This window comes from Cernens ardua (assembly GCF_051251085.1).
GTDB classification, from domain to species: Bacteria; Pseudomonadota; Gammaproteobacteria; order Pseudomonadales; family Halomonadaceae; genus Cernens; species Cernens ardua.
The window spans coordinates 652,467-674,734 of the sequence record NZ_JBPCZH010000001.1 but is presented as its reverse complement, the minus strand read 5'-3'; the positions used below and the strand labels follow the sequence as shown (position 1 = coordinate 674,734).

Below are 22,268 nucleotides of genomic sequence, written 5' to 3'. Positions count from 1 at the left end.
AGTTCATCAGAATGCTTTCCTGGTGCGACTGCAGCACTACAGCGCCTATTCCTCGGCTTTCAAGGGTTGAGCGCCTTAAGCTCCAGGACGCTTTAAGTATACTGGCTTTGTGAAAAGGGCGTAAAGCCTGTTGGTCATCCCCGCCATCAATATAAACAAGGCGTTATGATTGGCTTGCAAAGCAGGGGGGCTACTGAAGATAGGCATGTTGACCCATGACATGTATGTATCGACTTTCATATGAGCGTATCAACCCAACTGTTCACTGAAGCAGAATAAAGGATTATGTCAGTCCACTTGCGGGAGTGTTAAGCTAGAAACAAGTGGAATGGGTCATTTTAAACACTGATGTAGTTTTTATCTTATTTGAATCGAGCATTCGAGAGCGACCGTGAGTACTTTTACTTCTTCCGACACCTCACCCGCATCCCCTTGGGCACGTTATCAGCAGGACCTGAAAAAAGAAGGGTTCCAGCATGATGAAGCGCAGGAAAAAGCGGTCAAACATCTGCAACGTCTTTACGATAAACTTGTCTCTACCCCGCGTGAACAGCTCAAACCACACCCGGTAGCACCCACTAAAAAAGGCTTGAAGGGATTATTTGGTCGGAAGAAAGAGGAGGATACCCCTCCGGCAGCGCTTGTTCCCACTGTTCGAGGACTCTACTTCTGGGGTGGGGTGGGGCGTGGTAAAACGTATCTGGTGGATAATTTCCATGATTCACTCCCTTTTGATGACAAGCTACGCATTCATTTCAACCGTTTCATGCAGCGTGTCCATAAAGAGCTGGAGCATCACAAGGGGCAAAAGGATCCATTGAAACTGGTCGCTGGGCAGTTTGCCCGCGAAGCACGTGTGATCTGCTTTGACGAGTTTTATGTCAAGGATATCGCTGATGCCATGATACTGGCCAATCTGCTTGAGGCATTGTTTGCCGAGGGTGTGGTGTTGGTTGCCACTTCAAATATCGAGCCGCAGTATCTGTATGAAAACGGCCTGCAACGGGCGCGTTTCCTGCCCGCCATTGATCTGATCGTACGCCACTGTGAGGTGGTCAATGTAGATTCCGGTGTGGATTACAGGCATAGGACGCTGGAACATGTTGACACCTTTGTGACGCCTGCCAACGAACAGGCTGAGCAAACACTGGCGAGTATCTTTGCTGATATGGCGGGTAAAAAAGGGCAACTCAATCAACAGGTTAACGTTAATGGGCGCTCATTCCCTGCGCATGAAATCAGTGACGGGGTAGTCTGGTTCGAGTTCGAGGCGCTTTGTGACGGGCCCCGTAGTCAGAACGACTATATTGAGCTCTCACGCCGCTTTCATATGGTACTGATATCCCATGTCCCACAGTTTAATGAAGGGATGGATGATCAGGCGCGCCGCTTTATTGGCCTGGTGGATGAGTTTTATGACAGGGCAGTCAAGCTAATCATGAGCATGGCAACGCCGCTCTCAGCACTCTACAAGGGAAACGATCTTGCCTTTGAATTTGAACGTACATTATCGCGTTTGGATGAAATGTCATCAAAGGAATTTCTGAAACTCCCTCATCGGCCATAGTGTTTTTCCACATGTTTCATTCTGCCGATTATTGGTTTTTACGATTATTAGTTTCTTAATTGTATCTGAGTACTTAATGACAGCAGGATATTTGCTATTTTGTGGATCTGCTGTACAATACGCGCTCGCTTAACTGTTGTTCACCTTTTTGTACTATCTGTAATTTACCATGCTGTAATTTACCATGTCCGTTTCGCTGCATTTTCTGTGTTATCGGGCTTGAAGGATTTACGGATAAAGACAAAAAATAGGGCGAACAACCAAGAAAAATAGGGAAGGCATCGTTTGGCTTCGGTCATCATGCCCAATAAAGGTATTTACCATGAAAACGTTCAGCGCCAAACCGCAGTCCGTTCAGCGCGATTGGTACGTTGTAGACGCTACCAACAAGACTCTTGGCCGTCTTGCCACTGAGCTCGCTCGTCGTCTGCGCGGCAAGCACAAGCCCGAATACACCCCTCACGTTGATACCGGTGACTACATCGTCGTCATCAACGCTGACAAGGTTCGTGTTACTGGTAACAAGACTTCCGACAAGCAGTACTATCGTCACACTGGCTATCCCGGTGGTCTACGTTCCATGTCTTTTGAGCAATTGATCGACCATGCGCCTGAGCGCGTTATCGAAATTGCTGTCAAAGGCATGCTGCCGAAAGGCCCGTTGGGTCGTGCAATGCACAAGAAGCTTCGTGTCTATGCTGGCGCAGAGCATCCGCATACTGCACAGCAGCCCAAAGAACTGAATATCTAATCAAGGGACAAGCTAATGGCACAGTATTACGGAACCGGTCGTCGCAAAACCTCTACTGCTCGTGTATTCATCAAGCCGGGCACAGGTAAAATCACTGTTAACCAGCGTGAGCTGGACACCTATTTTGGTCGTCCTACCGCACGTCTGGTTGTTCGCCAGCCTCTGGAATTGACCCAGACTACCGAACAGTTCGACATCAATGTCACTGTTTCCGGTGGTGGTGGTTCTGCCCAGGCCGGCGCGATCCGTCACGGTATCACCCGTGCATTGATCAGCTACAATGAAGAACTTCGTTCTCCTCTGCGTGCTGCGGGTTATGTGACTCGTGATGCTCGTAAGGTTGAACGTAAAAAGGTCGGTCTGCGCAAAGCACGTCGTCGTCCTCAGTTCTCCAAACGCTGATTCTCTTCGAATCAGTGCAGCAGGGCGCTCTATTGCGCCTTGCCCATACCCGGCTTTTCACGAAAGGTCGGGTATTTTTTTGTCGAATTACGGATCATGCGAAATTCTGTATGAAAATTATGCCAATTGCTCACCCAAGTTGTGGGTGGTCGTGGTATTATCTTTCCTCGCATAGATCAAGGAGTGTTCCATGGGAGTTGTAGCCAAGCGGTCTTCGATGACTTTCTATTCAGGCCGTGATGACCACTACAGTCATCGTGTGCGCATCGTCCTCGCCGAGAAAGGCGTGTCTGTCGATGTCATCGAAGTGGATGAAGATAATCATCCCGAAGAGCTGATTGATCAGAATCCATATAACGGTGTTCCTACCCTGATTGATCGCGATCTTGTTTTATATGAATCCAAGGTAATGATGGAGTATCTTGATGAGCGTTTTCCTCATCCTCCCTTATTGCCCGTTTACCCGGTAGCCCGCGCTCAGAGCCGTCTCTGGATGTATCGTGTCGAACGCGAATGGGCTCCGTTGGTTGATACGATTGTGTCAGGTACTGCGACCAAGAAAGATACCGAACAGGCGCGTAAAAGCCTGCGTGAAAGCTTTATTGGTATAGCGCCCATCTTTGAAGATATGCCGTTCTTCATGAATGAAGAGTTTTCACTGGTGGATTGCTGTGTAGGTCCGATTCTTTGGCGTCTGCCCAGTCTGGGTGTTGATTTGCCTGAAAAGCAAATCAAGCCATTGTCTGCTTATATGGATCGACTCTTTAATCGTGATTCCTTCCGTGATTCTCTTCTGGAATCCGAACGCGAGCTTCGTCGCTGAAGTCTGGCAAATTCCGGGGTGTTGGCGTTGGGTCAACCCCCTGAATATTCTTTTATTCGTGTGAAGGCTCTCTTTCCATTCAATCTTTCTGACTGATTGAAGTGTGCTGCCTCGCCAACCTTGTCACCTTTCAGCTCTTTTTGATCTGATGTCCTGATTATTCAGGGTTTACTTGCAGGAGTTCATCATTATGCGCTCTAGTCGTCCCTATCTCTCCCGTGCACTTTACGAATGGCTTTTGGATAATGACCAGACGCCTTATATCGTTGTTGACGCCACCATTGAACACGTCGTTGTACCGACGCAGTTCGTACAGAATGGGCAGATTGTATTGAATGTAGCTCCTACTGCCGTACGGGATTTCCGTATTGAAAACGATATGGTGAGCTTCAATGCACGTTTCAGCGGTGAAGCAATGGAGGTGTGGGTTCCCATTGAAGCATTGATGGCGATCTACTCTCGTGAAACCGGTGCGGGTATGGCCTTTGGGCAGGAGCCTGTACTCCCTGAGCCTGAAGTAGACGAAGAGGAGGGGGCAAAACTGGAAAGTGTTCCTGATACTCGGTCAACCACTCCCGACGATGATGGTGATGATCGACCCAAACCGAAGAAGAAGCCTTCTCTTCGCGTCGTTAAGTAACGCTGCTGCTTGCACATGCTATATGTATGTGGAGTCGTGCATGCATTCCTGCATTCAGTGCAGGCATCCCCGGGCTTCATGGCATTCACTATGCTGGTAAGTGAGCTTCCGCGAGTGAGCGACCATCTGAGAGCAAGTAGCTTTCTGGGAGCAAGTGGCCGGCTGATGAGTAAGCGTATCCGGGCAAAGGTACCGATGTTGAGTAGTTCGTAAAATGGGTGCACACGAATGAGTCATGAGGTGCCAATGGCATGCGAAAGGTCACTCGATGCCATGTGATACGAAAAAAGGCGAAGCCGTCAGTGGCTTCGCCTTTTTTTAGCGGGTAGCAAATGTTCAACCAGACACAAAATCCATGACTGGGCAGGCTGTTGTCAGCTTCGAGTCGTTGTTAGTCTTGATCGACAATCTGGAAAGCGTTAACGACGCCTTTGACACCAGAGATATTGGCCGCCTGACGCACGGCTGTTGATGCTTCATAGGAGTGCACAATTCCCATGAGGTAGACAATACCGTTTTCCGTCAGGATGAAGCAGCGGTCCCCACTAAGCGTGACGGCTGATTTTACACGGGTGGTCAGCCATGTATCTTCCATTCTACGCCAATGGGATGTATTAACGCTGACAGTTACCGCATTGTAAATGTGGGTGTGGCCCTGCGTATTTTCAGCAATTCTTTGGAGGGCGTCCTTCAGCGATTGGCTGGGGACCTGGCCGGTGAGCAGGATATAGCCGTTCCAGGTGGAAACATTGACATGTGATTCAGAAGCGATGGGTTGCTGCATGAACTGGTTGTAAATGTCTGATGCCAATCGACCGTCATTCACCTTTTGCTGAGAGCTCCGCATCAGGTTTGAAGAGGCTTGTGCGCTCTGGTTTTGGTTGGTGGTGGCATTGGTGCTACAACCGGCAAGTGCGGCTGTTGCCAACGTAAATGCAACTAACAGACCTTTGGTGTAATGCTTTGAACTCACTGGAATCACTCACTCTTCTGTCGATACGAAATGTTCAATCTGTGTCTGACCTGTCTTCAGTGTTGGACAATCCTGGTTATCCGACTTGATCGAAAGCGATGAATCAATCAGACGCTTTGATGCTACTCATGGTTTGAACATTATCAATAGCTGGCTGCCATTGAAAGCTCAGGGTTTATCACATTATCAGATGCATCCGTTGTGATGATTAACCGAATGTAGATATATAGCAAGATGACACATCTCCTTCCAGCTTGCACGCAACATGATGCAAGAGGTTACCTCTTTTATTCCATTTCACCGAAAAGTTGGAAGTCGATCATGTCACATAGGCAGTGAATAACCAGCAAATGAACTTCCTGAATACGCGCAGTAGATGTGGAGGGCACACAAATCTCGCAATCATCCTGACTCAGCAGTGATGCCATATCGCCGCCGTCGCGTCCGGTAAGGGCAATGACACTCATTTCACGGTCATGAGCTGCCTGAATGGCCTGAATGACGTTGGAGGAATTGCCGCTGGTCGAAATGGCCAGAAGAATATCCCCGGGTTGCCCCAGTGCTCTGATCTGCTTGGAAAACACATCATTGTAGCTGTAATCATTGGCGATCGAGGTCAGCGTTGATGTGTCTGTTGTGAGTGCCATGGCGGGTAGGCCGGGGCGTTCCCGTTCAAAGCGATTCAGCAGCTCGGAGGAAAAATGCTGTGCATCTCCTGCACTGCCACCATTGCCGCAGGAGAGTATCTTGCCATCATTGATAAGGCATTGGACCATTTTCAGGCTTGCCTGTTCGATATAAGCAGGTAAAACCTCACTGGAGTAGGTTTTGGTATCAATACTGGCGTTGAACTGATCAATGATTCGGGATTGCAGATCCATGGTGTCTCTTAATCTCGTGAGAGCGTGGGGCACAAAAGTGTCCGGGCATTCTGCCAGCTGACTTCTGTGATTTTGAATTTTATCCTTACACTTTACCAGAGCTCGGTAAAAAATGCCTTGGCTCGGATGTGCTTAATCTGCTCAACAGGCCTGGAAGCAACGTTAATAGCCAGGTGTCAGTCGCCATCCGGGTATCGCTAACACCCACATGTTAGTCATATTAGTAACGATGGTAACCATAAAGTTCATTCTCCCCAATGCTTGCCAGTTAATGATGATCTCGCCAGCATCACGATGAAGATTCCAACTCGTCGCAGAATAATCCTGTGGATACAAGGGAAGAACATAATAGGGGAGTCAATGAGGGCTAACGTCGGCGACTTGTAGCCGGTGCAGTCTGTTTGAATCGCCATGGCATTCATCAAAAACAGTCGAAGGCGTTGGGTATCCATTCACACGCCATATTCTGTTGAGTTAAACCGGAAAATGCGATGACATCAAAGCGTGCCGCGATATCACTCCCTACCTGATTTGCCATGAAATGTTGGGCGGCCCTGATGATTCGTCTACGCTTGGTCAGCGTAATTGATTCGGCAGCACTACCGTGCCGTGAGTTCTTTCGGTAGCGTACTTCGACGAATACCAGTGTATCTTCATGGCGCATGATCAGGTCAATTTCACCGCCCCGAATACAATAGTTGCGGGCGACTTCCCTCCATCCTCTGGCTTTTAAAATCTCGACAGCCCTTTCTTCTATCTGGCGTCCGATTCTGACGGGCTGTATGGATGTTCCCTGCTGCGACAGGCAAGACCGTGCATACGGTGATCGTGCTGTTTTAACGGTATTGGCTGAAAGGATATGCTCAGCAGGGTATTGCATTGGAGTGTGATCCTGCGGTGACGTATCAGAAGGTGTTTGCGCACTCATCAAGAATTTTACCGTAAAGCATTGGCTCTAAAACTTTTTCGTTACACTCTGATTCGAGCATCCGGTTTTGTAGCCAAACCTGTAAAAACGTTTTTCACTCAGTGTTCAGGTAATGCATTCAAAAAGAGCGTTCTACCGACCTATACCCCATGGCGATAGAACGCTCCTTTTTGCTATTTACTGCCTGTGATTATTTACTGTTTGTGACTATTTGCTGACCTTTTACGATCTACTTGCCTTTCAGTGAGGCATCGCTGTGGCTCAGGGTTGTGCGGGCACTCCTCCCTTGAACTCGGCCCACGGCAAATGGCGCTCGAAGCGGCGATTCTTGTCAATCTGAAGAAGGCCCGTAGCACCATTGATTTTGGTGGAGGGAATGGCCTTATAGAGAGACAGGTTGTGTGCCAGGTTGTATGCATCCACACCCATGGCAGCCAGTTTGAAAACAGGTGGCGGGAGTTGAGCCTGACTGAGTTGCTGATAGGCGGCAGAATTGGCTAAATTCGAGCTGCCCACCACTTGAGGAATTTCCCACGGGATATTTGGGAACTTAACGCCATTCAGGTCTGAATCCGAATTGGCATTGGGTGTGCCCGAATAAACGTGTGAGGTTGCATAGATGGGTAAATGGGTATTGTAAAATGCCAATGTCGGCGGCACCTGACGCGCATAGGGAGGGAGTGCGAGCATGAAAATCATGTCTGCGGCATTACCACCACTGCGAAGCATGCGGGTGACTGTGCTGGTAACGGCACCATTCGGGTTGTAGTGTTCAACATCAGCCACCTGGCCCCCTTGTGTCTGCCATTGTTGGGCGAACGAGTTATATACCCGATTCCCCCACTCGTTATTGGGTACAAGTACGTCGGCATTATGGTGACCATCCGCAGAGGCCTGAATGGCCGCCTGGCGCGCTTCATCTTCGGCAGACAATCCGTATTCATAAAGATCCGGGTTGTTGTTCGTCGCCGAATTACCGTAGTTGAGTGCAAGGGTAGGTAGTGGGGCGCTGGTTTGTTGTTCCAGTTGCGTGACCAGATTCTTGTCAAGTGGTCCAATGACTACCTGGGCACCGGCCTGTTCGGCCTGCTGGTAAAGTGATTGCAGGTTTCCCTGTGATGAATCGATGAAATCAAGGCTGGGGACGCTTTGTCCGGATTGGCTTTGAGCCTGCTGTTGGGCTTGAATACCTTGTTTGATCGCCTGAGCAACTGTTGAAAGATCACCGCTTTGCGGTAACAGAATAGCGATTTTGCTAATGGTTTGCGTCTGAGTGTTCTTGATTGAAGTCAGAGATTCAGGCAGCTCTTTTGACGCAGGATGATCAGGGTAAGCTGTTTGCCAGTTGCTGATCTGCGTTTTATAGCCGTCGATGTTGTTACCGGCCTGCAAGTGTAGTTGTGCCAGCGTGATCCAGCCATCGGCAAGTGAATCAGGGTCAGGCACACGATTGAGTTGGCTTGCATTGAGCTGCGAGAGTTGCTCCCAGATATTGTTGTTCAGGTCAGTGGTGTTATTGGCATCACGCTGAGCCTGAATAAGCGTTATCGTGGATTGTAAATGGTTGCCCAGTTTTCCCTGTGCCTCACCGCGTACCGTTTCCAGTGTCTGCTTCTGGGTATCGCTCAGGGGAATGTGGGTGTTGAGGATATTGGTGGTTGTCAACGCGGCCCGGGTGTCGCCTGTTTTGAGCGCACCCTGTGCCAATAGTGTGGCGTAGCGAGCTTTATCGCTATTGTTAAGCTGGCGTGCATTGATCTGTCGAAGCACACTGACTGCCTTCGAGCTATTCCCCTGCTGTGTTAGAATATCTGCTGCCTGTAGCCGGTTTTGCGCCGCCTCTTGCCCTGTCTGATGTTGTGCCTGATCCAGCAAACTTTGGGGGGAAGGCGTACTGCTTCCAAAAGGGTTGGCGGCACATCCACCCAGTATAAGCGTGGCGATGGTCAAGCCGCCAAGTTTATGCAGCGAGTCGCGCATGTGAGTTCACTCCTTGTGCAATTCCGGTACAGTATTCTGTCGATATTATCAGATCATGGGGAAAGCTACCCATGATTTGCGTATGCTATTAAACCTAGCAGGTCACGGATAACGTGGCGAGCAATCATGGGTTATTTTTTGTATGCCATGGACTGTTGTTGTTTACCCGTTGCCAGTGGCCGCCAATAGAGGCAGCTGATAGACGCGGCCAATCACTATAGTCGATAGTCAATGCGGAATGGATGACGCCTACATGGATAGTGGCAAAGGCTTGTAGTGAAATAGACCGTAATAAAATAGCCCATAGCGCAATAGCAGTGGAATGATGCATAGGCAAAGAACGGAGCGTATCCATAGTGTCCCCAGTCACAAATGAATCCAGTATATCGGCTGCTAGCGAGCCGACTTTAGCCCCTCAGGATACTTCAACAGGTGTGCTTTATGTTGTGGCAACACCCATCGGCAATCTGGATGACTTGTCTCCCCGTGCTATACGCATTCTTCAACAGGCGGATGTGATCGCGGCGGAAGATACTCGCCACAGTGGGCGATTATTGTCGCATTTTGATATCAGAACACCGGTCATTGCCTTGCATGATCACAATGAACGTGCCCGTGCAGAAACTCTGGTGCAGCGTATCGGTCAGGGGGAAAAGATAGCCCTTATCAGTGACGCCGGTACACCACTGATCTCGGACCCCGGTTATCGTGTAGTAGGGCTTCTGCGTGAGGCGGGGTTGCCTGTCGTGCCTGTTCCCGGGCCGTGTGCCTTGATCACTGCGTTGAGCGGTGCGGGACTGCCAACAGATCGATTTATTTTCGAAGGGTTTCTACCCGCCAGGCGCTCGTCACGGCAACGTGTGCTGGAACGATTTTCCAAAGAAACAGCGACACTGGTTTTTTACGAGTCCCCCCATCGGATTGAAGAGAGCCTGCGCGATATGGCGGTTGTCTTTGGGGACCGTAGAATCGTTTTGGCGCGTGAATTGACCAAGCGCTTCGAAACATTTTTGTCTGGATGTGCAGAAGCGCTTCTGGCGCGCATGGCCTCTGATCCAGATCAAAGTAAAGGCGAATTCGTTGTCATGATCAAAGGGGCTGAAGAAGAGGCAGCGCAGGGGCAGGATGTGGATGCAGATACATTGCTTTCTGCGCTGTTGGATGCGTCTGTAGGCGTCAAGCAAGCCGCGGGAGTTGCGGCCAAAGTACTGGGCGGCAAGAAGCAGCAGTGGTATGAAAAGGTGCAGGCCATGAAAGATGCTCGTTAGCAAATACCGCTCTTTTAATGTAACTCCCTGTAACTGCACGGTTATACAGTGACTTTACCTTGAGTGGCGGCGCGTGCGCTGGTATTCTTCATGCTAGAGAGTCGGTCAGACAGTCGCCGCTGTATAGTCATGAATTTTGGTTCATGGGTACAGGGGAGGAAAGTCCGGGCTCCATAGGGCAGAGTGCCAGGTAACACCTGGGCGGCGTGAGCCGACGGAGAGTGCAGCAGAGAGAAGACCGCCTACGCAGGCCCGGTTTGCCGGGCTGCCGGCAAGGGTGAAAGGGTGCGGTAAGAGCGCACCGCGCGGCTGGCAACAGGCGTGGCATGGTAAACCCCACTCGGAGCAAGACCAAATAGGAACCCATCGGCACGGCCCGTGCAAGGGTTCGGGTAGGTTGCTTGAGGCAAGTGGTGACGCTTGCCCTAGAGGAATGGCTGTCCACGACAGAACCCGGCTTATCGGCTGACTCTCTACAATTTCGATTTGCTGCGTCACAACCTGGGCGCGGCGAATGATGCAGGCTTCTTGTTTTTCGGGAGCCTGTTGTTGCCAGAATTCGGATATTGTCCTTATTTATATGAAGGGCTATTTCCTGGTACGCCAACGCTGACTACACTATTAATCTACATCATCAACTACACTACTGTTATCCAAGCTACGGGCAGTTGGGTGAAGGCCAACCTGACAGACGTTGGCTACACTCAGCAAGTTGACTATGTAAGCCCAGTGCTGACGATGTTGAACCCTTGTTGGGCGATGTTTACGCTTGGTAGTGGAAGAATGTATAAGCGGCGGCCGGGGAATACCTTCGGTTTTATTTATTTTTGACTGTTAGTAGGTGCCATGACATTGAGGGTTGAAGATACTGAGCTCAACAAAACTCGGTCCCTGCCACAGTCGGAAGATCACAAGCACACAAGTGTGTTGCTTGATGGTGCTGTTGATGCACTGATTTCCAATCCTGATGGGCTCTATATTGATGGCACCTTTGGCCGTGGCGGTCATAGTCGTGCCATTCTCTCCCGGCTTTCCTCCGAAGGGCGTCTGGTCGCAATTGACCGTGATCCTCAGGCCCTCGAAGCAGCCAACGCTATTTCAGACCCACGCTTTTCGATTCATCGTGCTACCTTTTCAGAAGTAGAGGCTGTGGCGCGTGAGGAGCAGGTCGAGGGGCGTGTGGCAGGTCTTCTTCTCGATATCGGTGTTTCTTCTCCCCAGTTGGATGATGCTCAACGCGGTTTCAGTTTTTTGCGCGATGGCCCTCTGGATATGCGGATGGATCCGGAATCGGGGATGTCCGCGGCCGAATGGGTGGCCTCGGTTGACGAGTCTGAAATGGCGCGCGTGTTCAAAGTCTATGGTGAAGAGCGTTATGCGCGCCGCTTGGCTCGTGCTGTTTGTCGACGTCGGGAAGAAATACCCTTCGTCACCACCGGTGATCTTGCTGCGGTCCTGAAGGAAGCACACCCTGCGTGGGAAAAACACAAGCACCCGGCGACCCGCGCATTTCAGGCCATTCGTATCCATATCAATGATGAGCTTGGGCAGTTGGAAAAAGCGCTGGATGCAGCTCTGAATGTATTAAGACCGGGTGGACATCTGGTGATTATCAGTTTTCATTCGCTTGAAGATCGTATTGTAAAGCGTTTCTTTCGTGATGAATCACGGGGAGACGCGCATTTGCCGCCGCATTTGCCTGTCACTGAAGCACAGCTGAAACGCCGGCTTGAAATCGTTGGTAAGGCTCAAAAGCCGTCTGCCGAAGAAATAGACGTTAATCCGCGTGCACGAAGCGCTGTCATGCGCGTTGCTCGTAAGTTGGGGTAAACACCTTATGATAACTCCTGTCGCAAAACGGGCTGGGCGCCCAGTCGTAAAAGTGGGTAGTCTCTCTCGCCGATTATTCTTTGGTGCTACCTTGCTGACAGTGTTTATTCTGGCGGTACTTAACCTTGTATCTGCCTTTGCAGTGGTGACGATCACTCACCAGACACGCGTGCAATATGCCGAGTTACAGACACTCGAACACAAGATGGATGGCTATCAGGCCGATTGGAGCCGCCTGTTGTTGGAAGAGAGCACCTGGTCCAGCCCTTCTCGTATTGAAGCCATTGCGCAGGATCATTTGCACATGCATGTCCCGGCCGTTAATGAGACCAGAGTGCTGAGCCCATGAATAATCCGCAATATCGGGGGCGGCGTGAAAGTAACTCCCGTCAGCCAGCCTCGAAAGGAGCTCCTTTGCCAGCCAATGTCTGGCGATATCGCATCATGCTGGTCATCATCCTTGGGGTGTTGGGGCTTTTGGTTTTTCGTATTGTGGATCTGCAGGTGGTGACGCAGAAATTCCTCATGGGGCAAGGGGATGCACGCACGATCCGCAATGTCAGTATTGATGCTCACCGAGGCATGATCACTGACCGTGATGGTGAGCCTTTGGCGGTATCGACACCGGTTATTACCCTATGGGCCAATCCTCACCAGATGCCTACTGATACAGCGAGCTTGACGCGTCTTGCCAACGCGCTGGGGGAAGATCCTTCTTCCTTCATCCAGCACATCGGGCATTTGCGTAGTCGTGGTTTTATCTACCTGCGCCGTCAGGTGGCGCCACAGGATGCGCAGAAGGTGCTCGATCTTGGGATCGCAGGGGTTTATGGGCAGCATGAATACAAGCGTTATTATCCTGCCGGTGATGTTGCTGCCCAATTGGTGGGTGTCACCAACATTGATGATAAAGGGCAGGAAGGGCTCGAACTCGCCTACAATAAATGGTTGACCGGTAAGCCCGGAGAGCGCCGTGTACTGGTAGACCGTAAAGGGCAATTGGTACGTGAGCTTCACCTGATTCGGGATGCCCACCCAGGCGGGGAGCTGCATCTTTCGATCAATACACGCCTTCAATATCTGGCATTTCGTGCGCTGTCAGATGCCGTCCGCCAGCACCACGCGGATGCCGGTACACTGGTCATGATGAATGCGAAAACCGGTGAAGTACTGGCGTTGGCGGATTTTCCCTCCTATAACCCGAACAATCGCTCTGACATGGACCCGAGTGGGCTACGTGCGCGGGCTGTTACGGATGCTTTCGAACCAGGCTCGGTCATGAAGCCACTGGCCATGTCATCCATTCTGGAGAGCCACAAAGTGCCTCTGGATACGGTATTGAATACATCGCCCGGTTACATGCGTGTTGATGGTTATACGATCCGCGACGTATCCAACTTTGGGCGCCTGACGCTAACGGGCGTCATTACCAAGTCATCCAACATAGGGATGACCAAGTTGGCGCTTCGTGTGCCGGACAATACGATCTGGAATATGTACAACCGCCTGGGCCTGGGCCAGAGCCTGGGCACCGGTTTCCCCGGAGAGGCTACCGGTAGCCTGCCCACCCCGTACTCATGGTCGAATGCAAAGCGTGCCACTATGGCCTATGGTTATGGTGTTTCCGTATCCGCGCTTCAGTTGGCCACGGCGTATACAGCGTTGGGTAATAACGGGTGTCGGCTGGCGCCATCGTTCCTGCGGCTGGATACTGCTCCGAAATGTGCGCAGGTGATGAATCCTGATACAGCACATCGGGTATTGAACATGATGGAGACTGTCATGGGGCCATACGGCGGGGGCTATCGTGCCCGCATTGATGGTTATCGTGTGGCCGGTAAAACGGGGACAGTACACAAAGTCGGGGCGTCGGGTTACGAGGCAAACGCATACCGTTCCAACTTTGTTGGGATTGCTCCCGTATCGAATCCTCGCCTGATTGTAGTGGTCTCGATTGATAACTCGAAAACCGGTGGCTATTACGGGGCTCAGGTGGCTGCACCGGTGTTTTCACAGGTCGCCGGGCCCGCCCTGCGCATGCTGGATGTACCACCTGATGCCAATGCCGGAAAGTATCATGTGATGTCTCCGCAGCAACAGGTAGAACAGGCCGAAGCCATGCGTCGGCAACAGGCACAGGAAGTGACGGGTATCAATAACAATCAGGCCGCAATCGATGCTGCCAGGAAGATGCCAAATGACTGAACAGGCCACCATGACCGATATTGTGCCCGAATTCCGGGTGTCAAGGGTTGAGCTGTCTCAGGTATTGAAAACCCATTGGCCGGAACTACCGGATATCTATTTCGATGCTGTGGCGGATGATGCCGGCCTTTTTTTCGATTCTCGAAAAATTCGTTCAGGTGACGTATTCATCGCACGTGAGGGTAGCCAGCAGGATGGCCATTATTATATTCCTCAAGCGTTGGACAATGGGGCGGGTTTGGTGTTGCTGGATGAAGGCGGTATTGAAAAGCTCTCCTCGCTGACATTTCCTGATGCTCTTTTGGCAGCCGATGGTCACCTCAGGGAGAGCCTCCAATCCAGAATTGTGGCGTTGACGGATTTGGATAGCGTGCTGATGCACCTCATCCAGACTCTGGCAGATATTCCGGCATCTCTGGATATCATGGCCGTTACGGGAACGAATGGTAAAAGTTCGGTCACCCATTATATTGCCGCGCTCTCCGAGCAGCTCGGGCATCCGACGGGGCTCATGGGAACCCTGGGTGTGGGGCGTTTGGGGGCACTGCAGGAGACAGGGCTCACAACACCTGACCCGCTGGCTGTTGCCGGTGTTGCCCAACAATTGGCGGCAGCCGGGTGTGAGCGTCTCGCACTGGAGGCATCGTCTCATGCACTGGATCAGGGGCGTCTTGATCCTCTTGAAATTCGTACGGCAATCTTTACCAATCTGACGCGCGATCATTTGGATTACCATGGCAGCATGTTGGCCTATGCCGCTGCCAAGGCCAAGCTGTTTCAGCGCAAGACTATCGAGCTGGCAGTAGTCAATGCGGATGATGATTATGCTGCGTTGATGACAGCAGGATTACCTGCCTCTGCACGCTGTCTGCGAGTTGGTGGTGCCGAGGGCGATTTTCGTATTCTCTCATGGACACCTGAAGCCGCTGGGCAGAAAGCACATTTGCTAACGCCAGAAGGAGAGCGCGAGCTGCATCTTTCCCTGATGGGCCGCTTCAATCTCGATAATATCCTGCTGGCGATCGCTGCATTGTATGGGCGCGGCGAGTCGTTGGATAAGCTACTGGCCATTGCCGAACGTATTCATCCTGTTGCTGGCCGGATGGAACGCCTTGATCTTCCTGATGCACCGTTGGTGGTGGTGGATTACGCACATACTCCGGATGCACTCGAAAATGCACTGGGTGCGCTTCATGATCACGTAAAGGGTAATCTGTGGTGCATTGTAGGGTGTGGCGGCGATCGAGATACTGGTAAACGTCCCTTGATGGCCGAGGTAGGTGCTCGCCTTGCACAGCATTTGGTTATTACCGACGATAATCCGCGTACCGAGGACGCTGCGACAATTCGGGCACAAATAATTGCTGGCCTCCCCGAAGGGGCCGTCTATGAAGAAGTGGCGGGCCGCCAAAAGGCCATTGAAGAAACGATTGCCCAGGCCAGTGCAGACGATCTGATTCTGATTGCCGGCAAAGGGCACGAAAACTATCAGGACATTCAGGGCGTGCGTCATCCTTTCTCGGATCTGGATATTGCTCGTCAAGCGTTGGCGTTACGGAGTCGTCCATCAGTGCATGCAGACGAAAGCGATCACGAAAAAAGCCATACACAAGGAAGCTCCCATGCTTGATACATTACGACAGGCGGCAGAAGCCATGGGGGCTGATTATCATGGGGAAGCACTTCCTTTCACGCGCCCTGTGACCGATAGCCGCCAGCTTGCTGCAGGGGATCTCTTCTTTGCCATGCGTGGCGAGGCGATGGATGGTCATGTTTTCGTAGCGCGTGCCCTTGATGCCGGTGCAGCTGCCGTTGTGGTTGATCATGACATGAGTGACGAAGTGCCTGCCGCAAAAGGGCGCCAAATGATTGTCAATGACACTCGCCTGGCCCTTGGGTTGTTGGGTGGGTTTGCGCGTCGTGCGGTGACGACTGAATTGATTGCCGTTACAGGGAATAGCGGCAAAACCACGGTGAAAGAACTGATCAAATCAATTCTTGTGGCTGCTACAGGAAATGATGAAAAGGTGCTGGCGACACTCGGTAACCTGAACAGTTATGTCGGCGTGCCGCAAACTCTATGCCGTTTACGTGATACCGACCAGTATGGCGTGGTTGAACTGGGCGCTAGTCATATAGGTGAATTGGCCTGGACGTCGCCTCAGGTGAGGCCCCAGGTCGCAGTCATTACCAATGTGACGGGGGCGCATGTGGGGGAATTTGGCGGGTTGGGCAATATCGCTCAGGCCAAGTCGGAAATCATGCTCGGCTTGGCCGCCGGTGGGCGGGTTGTCCTTAACCGCGATGATGCCTTCTTCCCCGTGTGGCATCGTATTGCGCGGCTGCATTGCAACGAGGCAGATATTATTGATTTTGGTCTGAACGAGCAGGCAGACGTGAGCGCGAGCAATATCACGCATGATGCACACGCGCGTTATACGTTTGATCTCTCGATTCGTGGCAACGTTGTCGGTCACGTTCAACTACAGTTGCTGGGTGAATATAATATTCGCAATGCCTTGGCAGCGGCAGCGGCCACGTCAGCTTTGGGTATTGCCGACGAACATATTGTGGCGGGTCTGCAACAGGTTGGATTCGTTAAAGGGCGGATGCGCTTTTGTGCGGGAAGTCATGGGCGCACACTGCTGGATGATACCTATAATGCTAACCCCGGTGCCTGCAAGGCTGCGCTGGAAACGCTTGCCCAGCAACCAGCGCCACGATGGTTTGTCATGGGTGAAATGGGCGAATTGGGTGAAGAGAGCCATGCGCTTCATCAGGAAATTGGGGCTTTTGCAAAAGCATTGGGTATCGATGGTCTGATTGCCTATGGCACAGGCACGGCTCCTGCGGCGCGGGCATTTGGTGGCGAGTCCTACTCGAATTGGGATGAGTTTGTCACAGCCGTTGAGCGTGAATTGCCCAACGATGCCTCAGTGTTGATCAAAGGGTCACGCAGTACACGGTTGGAGCGGGTAGTGGAAATCCTTGCCGCCCCTTCACAACAGGAAGAAGCCTCATCGGCTTCTAATTCAGTCAACCATTAGAATGTGAACAGATAGATGCTTCTTCTTATCAGCGAATGGCTGTCACACATTTCGACAGCTTTCAATGTTTTCAGCTATACCACTACCCGTATGCTTTTGGGTGCCTTGACGTCACTGATTCTTTCATTGGTGATGGGGCCATGGTTCATTCGTCGTTTGGTCTCTGCCCAGATCGGGCAGGCCATTCGTGATGATGGCCCACAGTCACACTTGTCAAAAGCAGGTACCCCCACCATGGGGGGGGCCATGATTCTGGCAACGATTGGTATTTCGACGCTGCTATGGGGAAGTCTGACCAATCTGTACATCTGGGTCTTGTTGATCGTTACATTGGGTACCGGCGTTGTGGGCTGGGTAGATGATCACCGCAAGGTTGTCGAGAAAAATCCGCGTGGCTTGCCTGCACGGTGGAAATACTTCTGGCAGTCGGTGATTGCGCTTGCAGCGGGTATCATCCTGTATCTGGCGGCCAAAACGCCTGATCAGACCGCGCTGATTATCCCGATGTTCAAACATGTGGTACTGCCGCTGGGCATATTCTTTGTGGTGCTGACCTACTTCGTGATCGTGGGTAGCTCGAATGCCGTTAACCTGACAGACGGTTTGGATGGTCTCGCGATCATGCCTACGGTATTGGTGACGCTTGGGCTTGGTGTCTTCGCGTTTGCCAGCGGTAACGCCGTCTTTGCAGACTACTTGCATATCCCCTTTATTTCAGGGGCGAATGAAATCTGTATTTTCTGTGCTGCCATTGTAGGCGCCGGACTGGGATTTCTTTGGTTCAACACCTATCCCGCTCAGGTTTTTATGGGCGACGTAGGAAGTCTGGCACTGGGTGCTGCACTGGGTACCATTGCGGTTATCGTACGTCAGGAAATCGTGCTGGTGATCATGGGGGGTATTTTTGTGGTTGAAACACTCTCCGTTATTTTGCAGGTAGCCTCCTTCAAGCTGACCGGCAAGCGTATTTTCCGCATGGCCCCGATCCATCACCATTTCGAACTGAAAGGCTGGCCAGAGCCTCGCGTTATTGTGCGCTTCTGGATCATTACGTTCGTTCTGGTACTGGTTGGACTGGCGACACTTAAATTCCGTTAAGGTAATCGTCCGCTAAGGTAAAAGATGGAAGTACATACGCCAAATGTAGCGGCTGAGCACAATGAGGCTGCTGAGCTTTTTCCACGCACGGGAAGGGTGCCCAAGGGGTATCGCCTTGTGGTGGGAATGGGTATCTCCGGCCGTGCCATTGCGCGGCATCTTCTCCGCCTGGGCGAGCCATTTGCCATGGCAGACAGCCGTAGTGCACCTCCCGGGCTGGAGGCATGGCGCCGTGATTTTCCGGTTACGCAAACGTACGCCGGGGAATTTCTGGGTGATCTGGGCCGGCTGGATCTTTCACAGGCGTATGAAGTGATTGTTAGCCCCGGGGTTGATCCAAATCAGGCTGCCTTCGACAATGTACGGGATCGTCTGATTGGCGAGCTGGATCTCTTTGCACGTGCGGTACCTGAAAGTGCACAGGTGGTTGCCATTACAGGGTCGAATGCCAAATCCACGGTAACCACACTGGTGGGAGAGATGGCGCAGGCCTGTGGCCTGGATGTAGGCGTAGGGGGAAACCTCGGTACCGCCACCCTGACGCTTCTTGAAGAACATCATGCTGTATACGTATTGGAGCTTTCTTCCTTCCAGCTGGAAATGTCACATCTGTTGGCGCCCACGGTAGCCTGTTTCCTGAATCTGAGTGAGGACCACCTGGATCGTCATGGGGATATGATCGGCTATCGTGCGGCAAAGCTGAATATCTTCCATCATGCGCATGCGGCGGTTGCCAATATTGATGACAGTGCTACCTGGCCGGTGTCAGATGCCATGCCCACAACATGGTTTACGACTCGTTCACCTATTGAAGGGACGAATGAGCTAACACGCGCCGGTAGAACTGCGGGGGATGTCTGGGGATTGAACAAACAGGCAGGTAGCGCTACCGCATTGGTCCACAATGATGTTGACTGGCTTGAAAGTACCGACTTGCACGTTGCCGGAGAGCATAACCTGGCGAATGTGTTGGCTGCCCTGGCGATTGGTGCATCCATGAAATGGCCTAAAGCACCCATGCTTGAGGCGGTAAAACATTTTACGGGGCTGCCTCATCGGGCGGAGCGACTGGGTTGTTATCACGGTATCGACTTCATCAATGATTCGAAGGGGACCAACGTTGGGGCCAGCCTTGCAGCGCTTCGGGGGATTACCCCAACCTTGTCAGGCAAATTGCTATGGTTGGGCGGTGGTGTGGGTAAAGGGCAGGATTTTTCCCCGCTGCTTGAGCCCCTGATGGCGCACCGCTCAAACGTTTTCCTGTTTGGGCAGGATGCCAGCAAAATACAACAGGCGCTGGTATCCCATCCTTCGGTGACGGTGGTGAATACATTACAGGAAGCATTGGAAAAGGCGCTTGAGATCGCCGAGTCAGGCGATGCCATTCTGTTGTCGCCTGCCTGTGCCAGTCTTGATCAGTTTCGAAATTATCAGGCGCGTGGCGATGCCTTCCGCGACTGGTTTGAACAGCTGGATGAAGTGACTTCATCCACGGAAAAGGAATGCCGATGACTCTCTTTGCCAAACTGGAAGAGCGCTTCTCAACAAAAGGGCATGCGCTTGATGGCTGGTTGATTCTTTCTACCCTGATTCTGGTCTCAATTGGCTGGGTGATGGTGACCTCTGCCTCCAGTGAAATTGCTACCAGTACGACCGGTAATCCGTACTATTTCAGTATTCGACATGGTATTTATATCCTGCTCGGATTCATCATGGCGATTATCTGCATGCGTGTCCCGATGTCATGGTGGCGTGCCAATGGCCCCACACTCTTTCTGGTGGCATTGATCCTGTTGGCGGCGACACTGGTGGTCGGGCGCGAAGTCAATGGTGCACGCCGCTGGATACCGGCTGGAATTATCAACCTGCAGTCTTCCGAGATTGCCAAGGTGTGTCTGGTCGTGTATCTGGCGGGCTATCTCACCAGGCACCTTGAGCGCGTGCGTACCACGTGGGCCGGCTTCGCGGCACCGTTATTGCTGGTTGCCGCCATGGGTGTTCTGTTGATTCTCGAGCCTGACTATGGGGCTACCGTGGTGGCGCTTTCGGCCGCTATGGGAATGCTACTGATGTCAGGTGTCCAACTCTGGCGTTTCCTGTTGCTATCAGCCGTGGTGCTGGTATTGGCAGTCATTATTGCGATGGCCGAACCTTACCGTGTTGAACGTGTTACCAGTTACCTCAACCCATGGGCCAATCAGTATGCCAGCGGTTATCAGCTGACACAGGCCCTCATTGCTTTCGGGCGTGGTGGCTGGTTTGGAGTAGGGTTGGGTAACAGTATTCAGAAACTCTTCTACCTTCCTGAGGCACACACTGACTTTGTGTATTCCGTGCTGGCTGAAGAGCTCGGTCTGGTCGGCTCTGTTGGTGTGGTACTGCTTTTTGCTCTGTTGGTTTTCCGTGCGTTCAGAATCGGGCGCACCGCCGAAATGACAGGGCGGCTTTATTCCGCGTATGTCTGTTATGGCCTTGCCCTCATTTTCGGTGCGCAGGCATTTATCAATCTGGCTGTAAATACGGGGCTGGCGCCTACTAAAGGGTTGACATTACCGCTAGTAAGTTATGGTGGCTCGAGTATGTTGGTGTCGGGTGCAATGATTGGTGTGTTGCTGCGTGTGGATGGCGAAACCCGTGCCTATTTGCGTTCGCGCAAGAATGATCAGCCCCGTGGACGTCCTCATCGTGAGCGTCGTTTGGCACGTCTTAGGGAGCGTCAGTCATGACATCTTCCGAGAATAAAACACCCGTGCGCATGTTGATTATGGCGGGGGGTACCGGTGGGCACGTCATCCCCGCACTTTCCCTGGCAAAGGAACTCAGCCGTCGTGGTGTTGAAATCCATTGGTTGGGCTCGCCGCGCGGGCTGGAAAATACACTGGTGCCTCAAGCCGGTTATCCCTTGCATACCATTGACGTGAGTGGGTTACGGCGCAATGGTCTGGCCGGTTGGCTGAAAATGCCCGTGCACCTTTCCCATGCGGTCCTTCAGGCGAAAAAGATCATTCGCGAACTGAAACCGTCATTGGTGATTGGGATGGGTGGGTTTGCCAGTGGTCCTGGAGGGCTGGCAGCCAAGTTGTCGGGTGTTCCCATTGTCATTCATGAGCAGAATGCCGTTGCCGGTATGACCAACAAGGTATTGGCCCGAATGGCTGCCCGTGTCTATGCGGCATTCCCAACGGCTTTTCCGCCCTCAATCAAGGCGCAAGTCGTTGGTAATCCTGTTCGTGAAGAAATTTCTGCATTGGGTGAACATTTACGCACCCGTGAAGACATGCAGGATCGCAAGCTACATCTGCTGGTAGTGGGTGGGTCGCTGGGGGCTTCGGCACTGAACCGTGACGTACCGGCTGCACTTGAGCAATTACCGAAAGACCAACGTCCGGATGTACGCCACCAGAGCGGTCGTAACAAACTGCGTGAAACGGAAGACGCCTATCAGAAAGCGAACGTCATTGCCGCATGCAGTGAGTTTATTACTGATATGGCGCAAGCCTACGAGTGGGCTGATCTTATCGTCTGCAGAGCTGGAGCCCTGACGATTGCCGAGTTGGCTGCGGCTGGCAAGCCTTCCATTCTGGTGCCTTTACCTACGGCGGTGGATGATCATCAGACACTCAATGCACATGATTTGACGGACTATGGGGCAGCAGTACTGGCTCCCCAGCGGGATATCACCGGTGAGTCGTTAGCAAAAAAACTGGTCGACGTCTTACACCCGGATGTGTTGGCCGAAATGTCCATAAAGGCACATCAGCGTGCACGGCCGGGAACGATGGAAAAAATGGCAGCAGGATGTTTGGAGATTGCGCGTGAGCACTAGGAAGAAAGGTCATTCCGAATCCGTTTCAGAGAGTCGACCGACTTATATT

21 protein-coding genes and 1 other RNA gene are annotated in these 22,268 nt (G+C 52.0%); 17 read left to right on the top strand and 5 right to left on the bottom strand.

The features are described 5' to 3' along the window. Window positions 1-391 precede the first annotated feature (391 nt). From zapE to LMG33818_RS02975, 5 genes are all read left to right on the top strand, one after another. Entirely contained in the window at window positions 392-1,567 is a 1,176-nt protein-coding gene (gene zapE / locus LMG33818_RS02995; RefSeq protein ID WP_442321862.1) for a cell division protein ZapE, read from the top strand. Between the two features lie 322 nt (window positions 1,568-1,889). Further along, window positions 1,890-2,318, top strand: coding sequence for a 50S ribosomal protein L13 (gene rplM / locus LMG33818_RS02990; protein ID WP_442321861.1), 429 nt, complete (start codon window positions 1,890-1,892; stop codon window positions 2,316-2,318). 15 nt (window positions 2,319-2,333) lie between these two features. Continuing rightward, a complete protein-coding gene (rpsI, locus tag LMG33818_RS02985; RefSeq protein WP_442321860.1) occupies window positions 2,334-2,720 on the top strand; it encodes a 30S ribosomal protein S9 in 387 nt (128 codons plus the stop codon). 190 nt (window positions 2,721-2,910) lie between these two features. Beyond that, complete coding sequence (locus LMG33818_RS02980) at window positions 2,911-3,543, top strand: glutathione S-transferase N-terminal domain-containing protein (RefSeq protein WP_442321859.1); 633 nt, start codon at window positions 2,911-2,913, stop codon at window positions 3,541-3,543. Between the two features lie 190 nt (window positions 3,544-3,733). Further along, window positions 3,734-4,183, top strand: coding sequence for a ClpXP protease specificity-enhancing factor (locus LMG33818_RS02975; protein ID WP_442321858.1), 450 nt, complete (start codon window positions 3,734-3,736; stop codon window positions 4,181-4,183). Window positions 4,184-4,574: 391 nt separating this feature from the next. Here the strand turns inward: LMG33818_RS02975 and LMG33818_RS02970 are convergent, their stop codons facing one another. The 5 genes from LMG33818_RS02970 to LMG33818_RS02950 form a co-directional block, all read right to left on the bottom strand. Next, window positions 4,575-5,156 (bottom strand): BON domain-containing protein, encoded by a 582-nt coding sequence (locus LMG33818_RS02970; RefSeq protein ID WP_442321857.1) that lies wholly within the window; start codon window positions 5,154-5,156, stop codon window positions 4,575-4,577. A gap of 287 nt (window positions 5,157-5,443) precedes the next feature. Continuing rightward, window positions 5,444-6,037 carry a phosphoheptose isomerase gene (locus tag LMG33818_RS02965; protein ID WP_442321856.1) on the bottom strand — a complete coding sequence of 198 codons (594 nt, stop codon included), beginning with the start codon at window positions 6,035-6,037 and terminating at the stop codon, window positions 5,444-5,446. A gap of 421 nt (window positions 6,038-6,458) precedes the next feature. Then, entirely contained in the window at window positions 6,459-6,917 is a 459-nt protein-coding gene (locus tag LMG33818_RS02960; RefSeq protein WP_442321855.1) for a YraN family protein, read from the bottom strand. 309 nt (window positions 6,918-7,226) lie between these two features. Next, on the bottom strand, window positions 7,227-8,945 hold the full coding sequence (locus tag LMG33818_RS02955; RefSeq protein ID WP_442321854.1) for a penicillin-binding protein activator: 1,719 nt from the start codon (window positions 8,943-8,945) through the stop codon (window positions 7,227-7,229). Window positions 8,946-9,069: 124 nt separating this feature from the next. Further along, window positions 9,070-9,300, bottom strand: coding sequence for a hypothetical protein (locus tag LMG33818_RS02950; protein ID WP_442321853.1), 231 nt, complete (start codon window positions 9,298-9,300; stop codon window positions 9,070-9,072). A 1-nt stretch (window position 9,301) separates the two neighbouring features. On the opposite strand from LMG33818_RS02950, the gene rsmI reads away from it, so the two are divergent. The 12 genes from rsmI to murG all read left to right on the top strand — a co-directional run bounded on the left by rsmI (window position 9,302) and on the right by murG (window position 22,219). Then, window positions 9,302-10,213, top strand: coding sequence for a 16S rRNA (cytidine(1402)-2'-O)-methyltransferase (gene rsmI, locus LMG33818_RS02945; protein WP_442321852.1), 912 nt, complete (start codon window positions 9,302-9,304; stop codon window positions 10,211-10,213). A 97-nt stretch (window positions 10,214-10,310) separates the two neighbouring features. Continuing rightward, an RNA gene (rnpB, locus tag LMG33818_RS02940) (RNase P RNA component class A) lies at window positions 10,311-10,690 on the top strand. 72 nt (window positions 10,691-10,762) lie between these two features. After that, window positions 10,763-11,044 (top strand): hypothetical protein, encoded by a 282-nt coding sequence (locus LMG33818_RS02935; protein ID WP_442321851.1) that lies wholly within the window; start codon window positions 10,763-10,765, stop codon window positions 11,042-11,044. Between the two features lie 15 nt (window positions 11,045-11,059). Then, a complete protein-coding gene (rsmH, locus tag LMG33818_RS02930; protein WP_442321850.1) occupies window positions 11,060-12,043 on the top strand; it encodes a 16S rRNA (cytosine(1402)-N(4))-methyltransferase RsmH in 984 nt (327 codons plus the stop codon). Window positions 12,044-12,050: 7 nt separating this feature from the next. Next, window positions 12,051-12,392: a cell division protein FtsL gene (gene ftsL / locus LMG33818_RS02925; protein WP_442321849.1), complete on the top strand. Its 342-nt coding sequence runs from the start codon at window positions 12,051-12,053 to the stop codon at window positions 12,390-12,392. Beyond that, the gene (locus LMG33818_RS02920; RefSeq protein WP_442321848.1) at window positions 12,389-14,248 is read left to right on the top strand and encodes a peptidoglycan D,D-transpeptidase FtsI family protein; all 1,860 of its coding nucleotides are present in this window, start codon (window positions 12,389-12,391) and stop codon (window positions 14,246-14,248) included. Before ftsL ends, LMG33818_RS02920 begins: the two co-directional genes overlap by 4 nt. Next, window positions 14,241-15,878 carry a UDP-N-acetylmuramoyl-L-alanyl-D-glutamate--2,6-diaminopimelate ligase gene (locus LMG33818_RS02915; RefSeq protein WP_442321847.1) on the top strand — a complete coding sequence of 546 codons (1,638 nt, stop codon included), beginning with the start codon at window positions 14,241-14,243 and terminating at the stop codon, window positions 15,876-15,878. The genes LMG33818_RS02920 and LMG33818_RS02915 overlap by 8 nt, the downstream gene beginning before the upstream one ends. Further along, a complete protein-coding gene (locus tag LMG33818_RS02910; RefSeq protein WP_442321846.1) occupies window positions 15,871-17,295 on the top strand; it encodes a UDP-N-acetylmuramoyl-tripeptide--D-alanyl-D-alanine ligase in 1,425 nt (474 codons plus the stop codon). The genes LMG33818_RS02915 and LMG33818_RS02910 overlap by 8 nt, the downstream gene beginning before the upstream one ends. 15 nt (window positions 17,296-17,310) lie before the next feature. Beyond that, the gene (gene mraY / locus LMG33818_RS02905) at window positions 17,311-18,393 is read left to right on the top strand and encodes a phospho-N-acetylmuramoyl-pentapeptide-transferase (RefSeq protein ID WP_442321845.1); all 1,083 of its coding nucleotides are present in this window, start codon (window positions 17,311-17,313) and stop codon (window positions 18,391-18,393) included. Window positions 18,394-18,417: 24 nt separating this feature from the next. Next, window positions 18,418-19,905, top strand: coding sequence for a UDP-N-acetylmuramoyl-L-alanine--D-glutamate ligase (gene murD, locus LMG33818_RS02900; protein ID WP_442321844.1), 1,488 nt, complete (start codon window positions 18,418-18,420; stop codon window positions 19,903-19,905). Next, window positions 19,896-21,119 (top strand): putative lipid II flippase FtsW, encoded by a 1,224-nt coding sequence (gene ftsW / locus LMG33818_RS02895; RefSeq protein ID WP_442321843.1) that lies wholly within the window; start codon window positions 19,896-19,898, stop codon window positions 21,117-21,119. The genes murD and ftsW overlap by 10 nt, the downstream gene beginning before the upstream one ends. Beyond that, the gene (murG, locus tag LMG33818_RS02890; RefSeq protein ID WP_442321842.1) at window positions 21,116-22,219 is read left to right on the top strand and encodes an undecaprenyldiphospho-muramoylpentapeptide beta-N-acetylglucosaminyltransferase; all 1,104 of its coding nucleotides are present in this window, start codon (window positions 21,116-21,118) and stop codon (window positions 22,217-22,219) included. Before ftsW ends, murG begins: the two co-directional genes overlap by 4 nt. Window positions 22,220-22,268 lie beyond the last annotated feature (49 nt).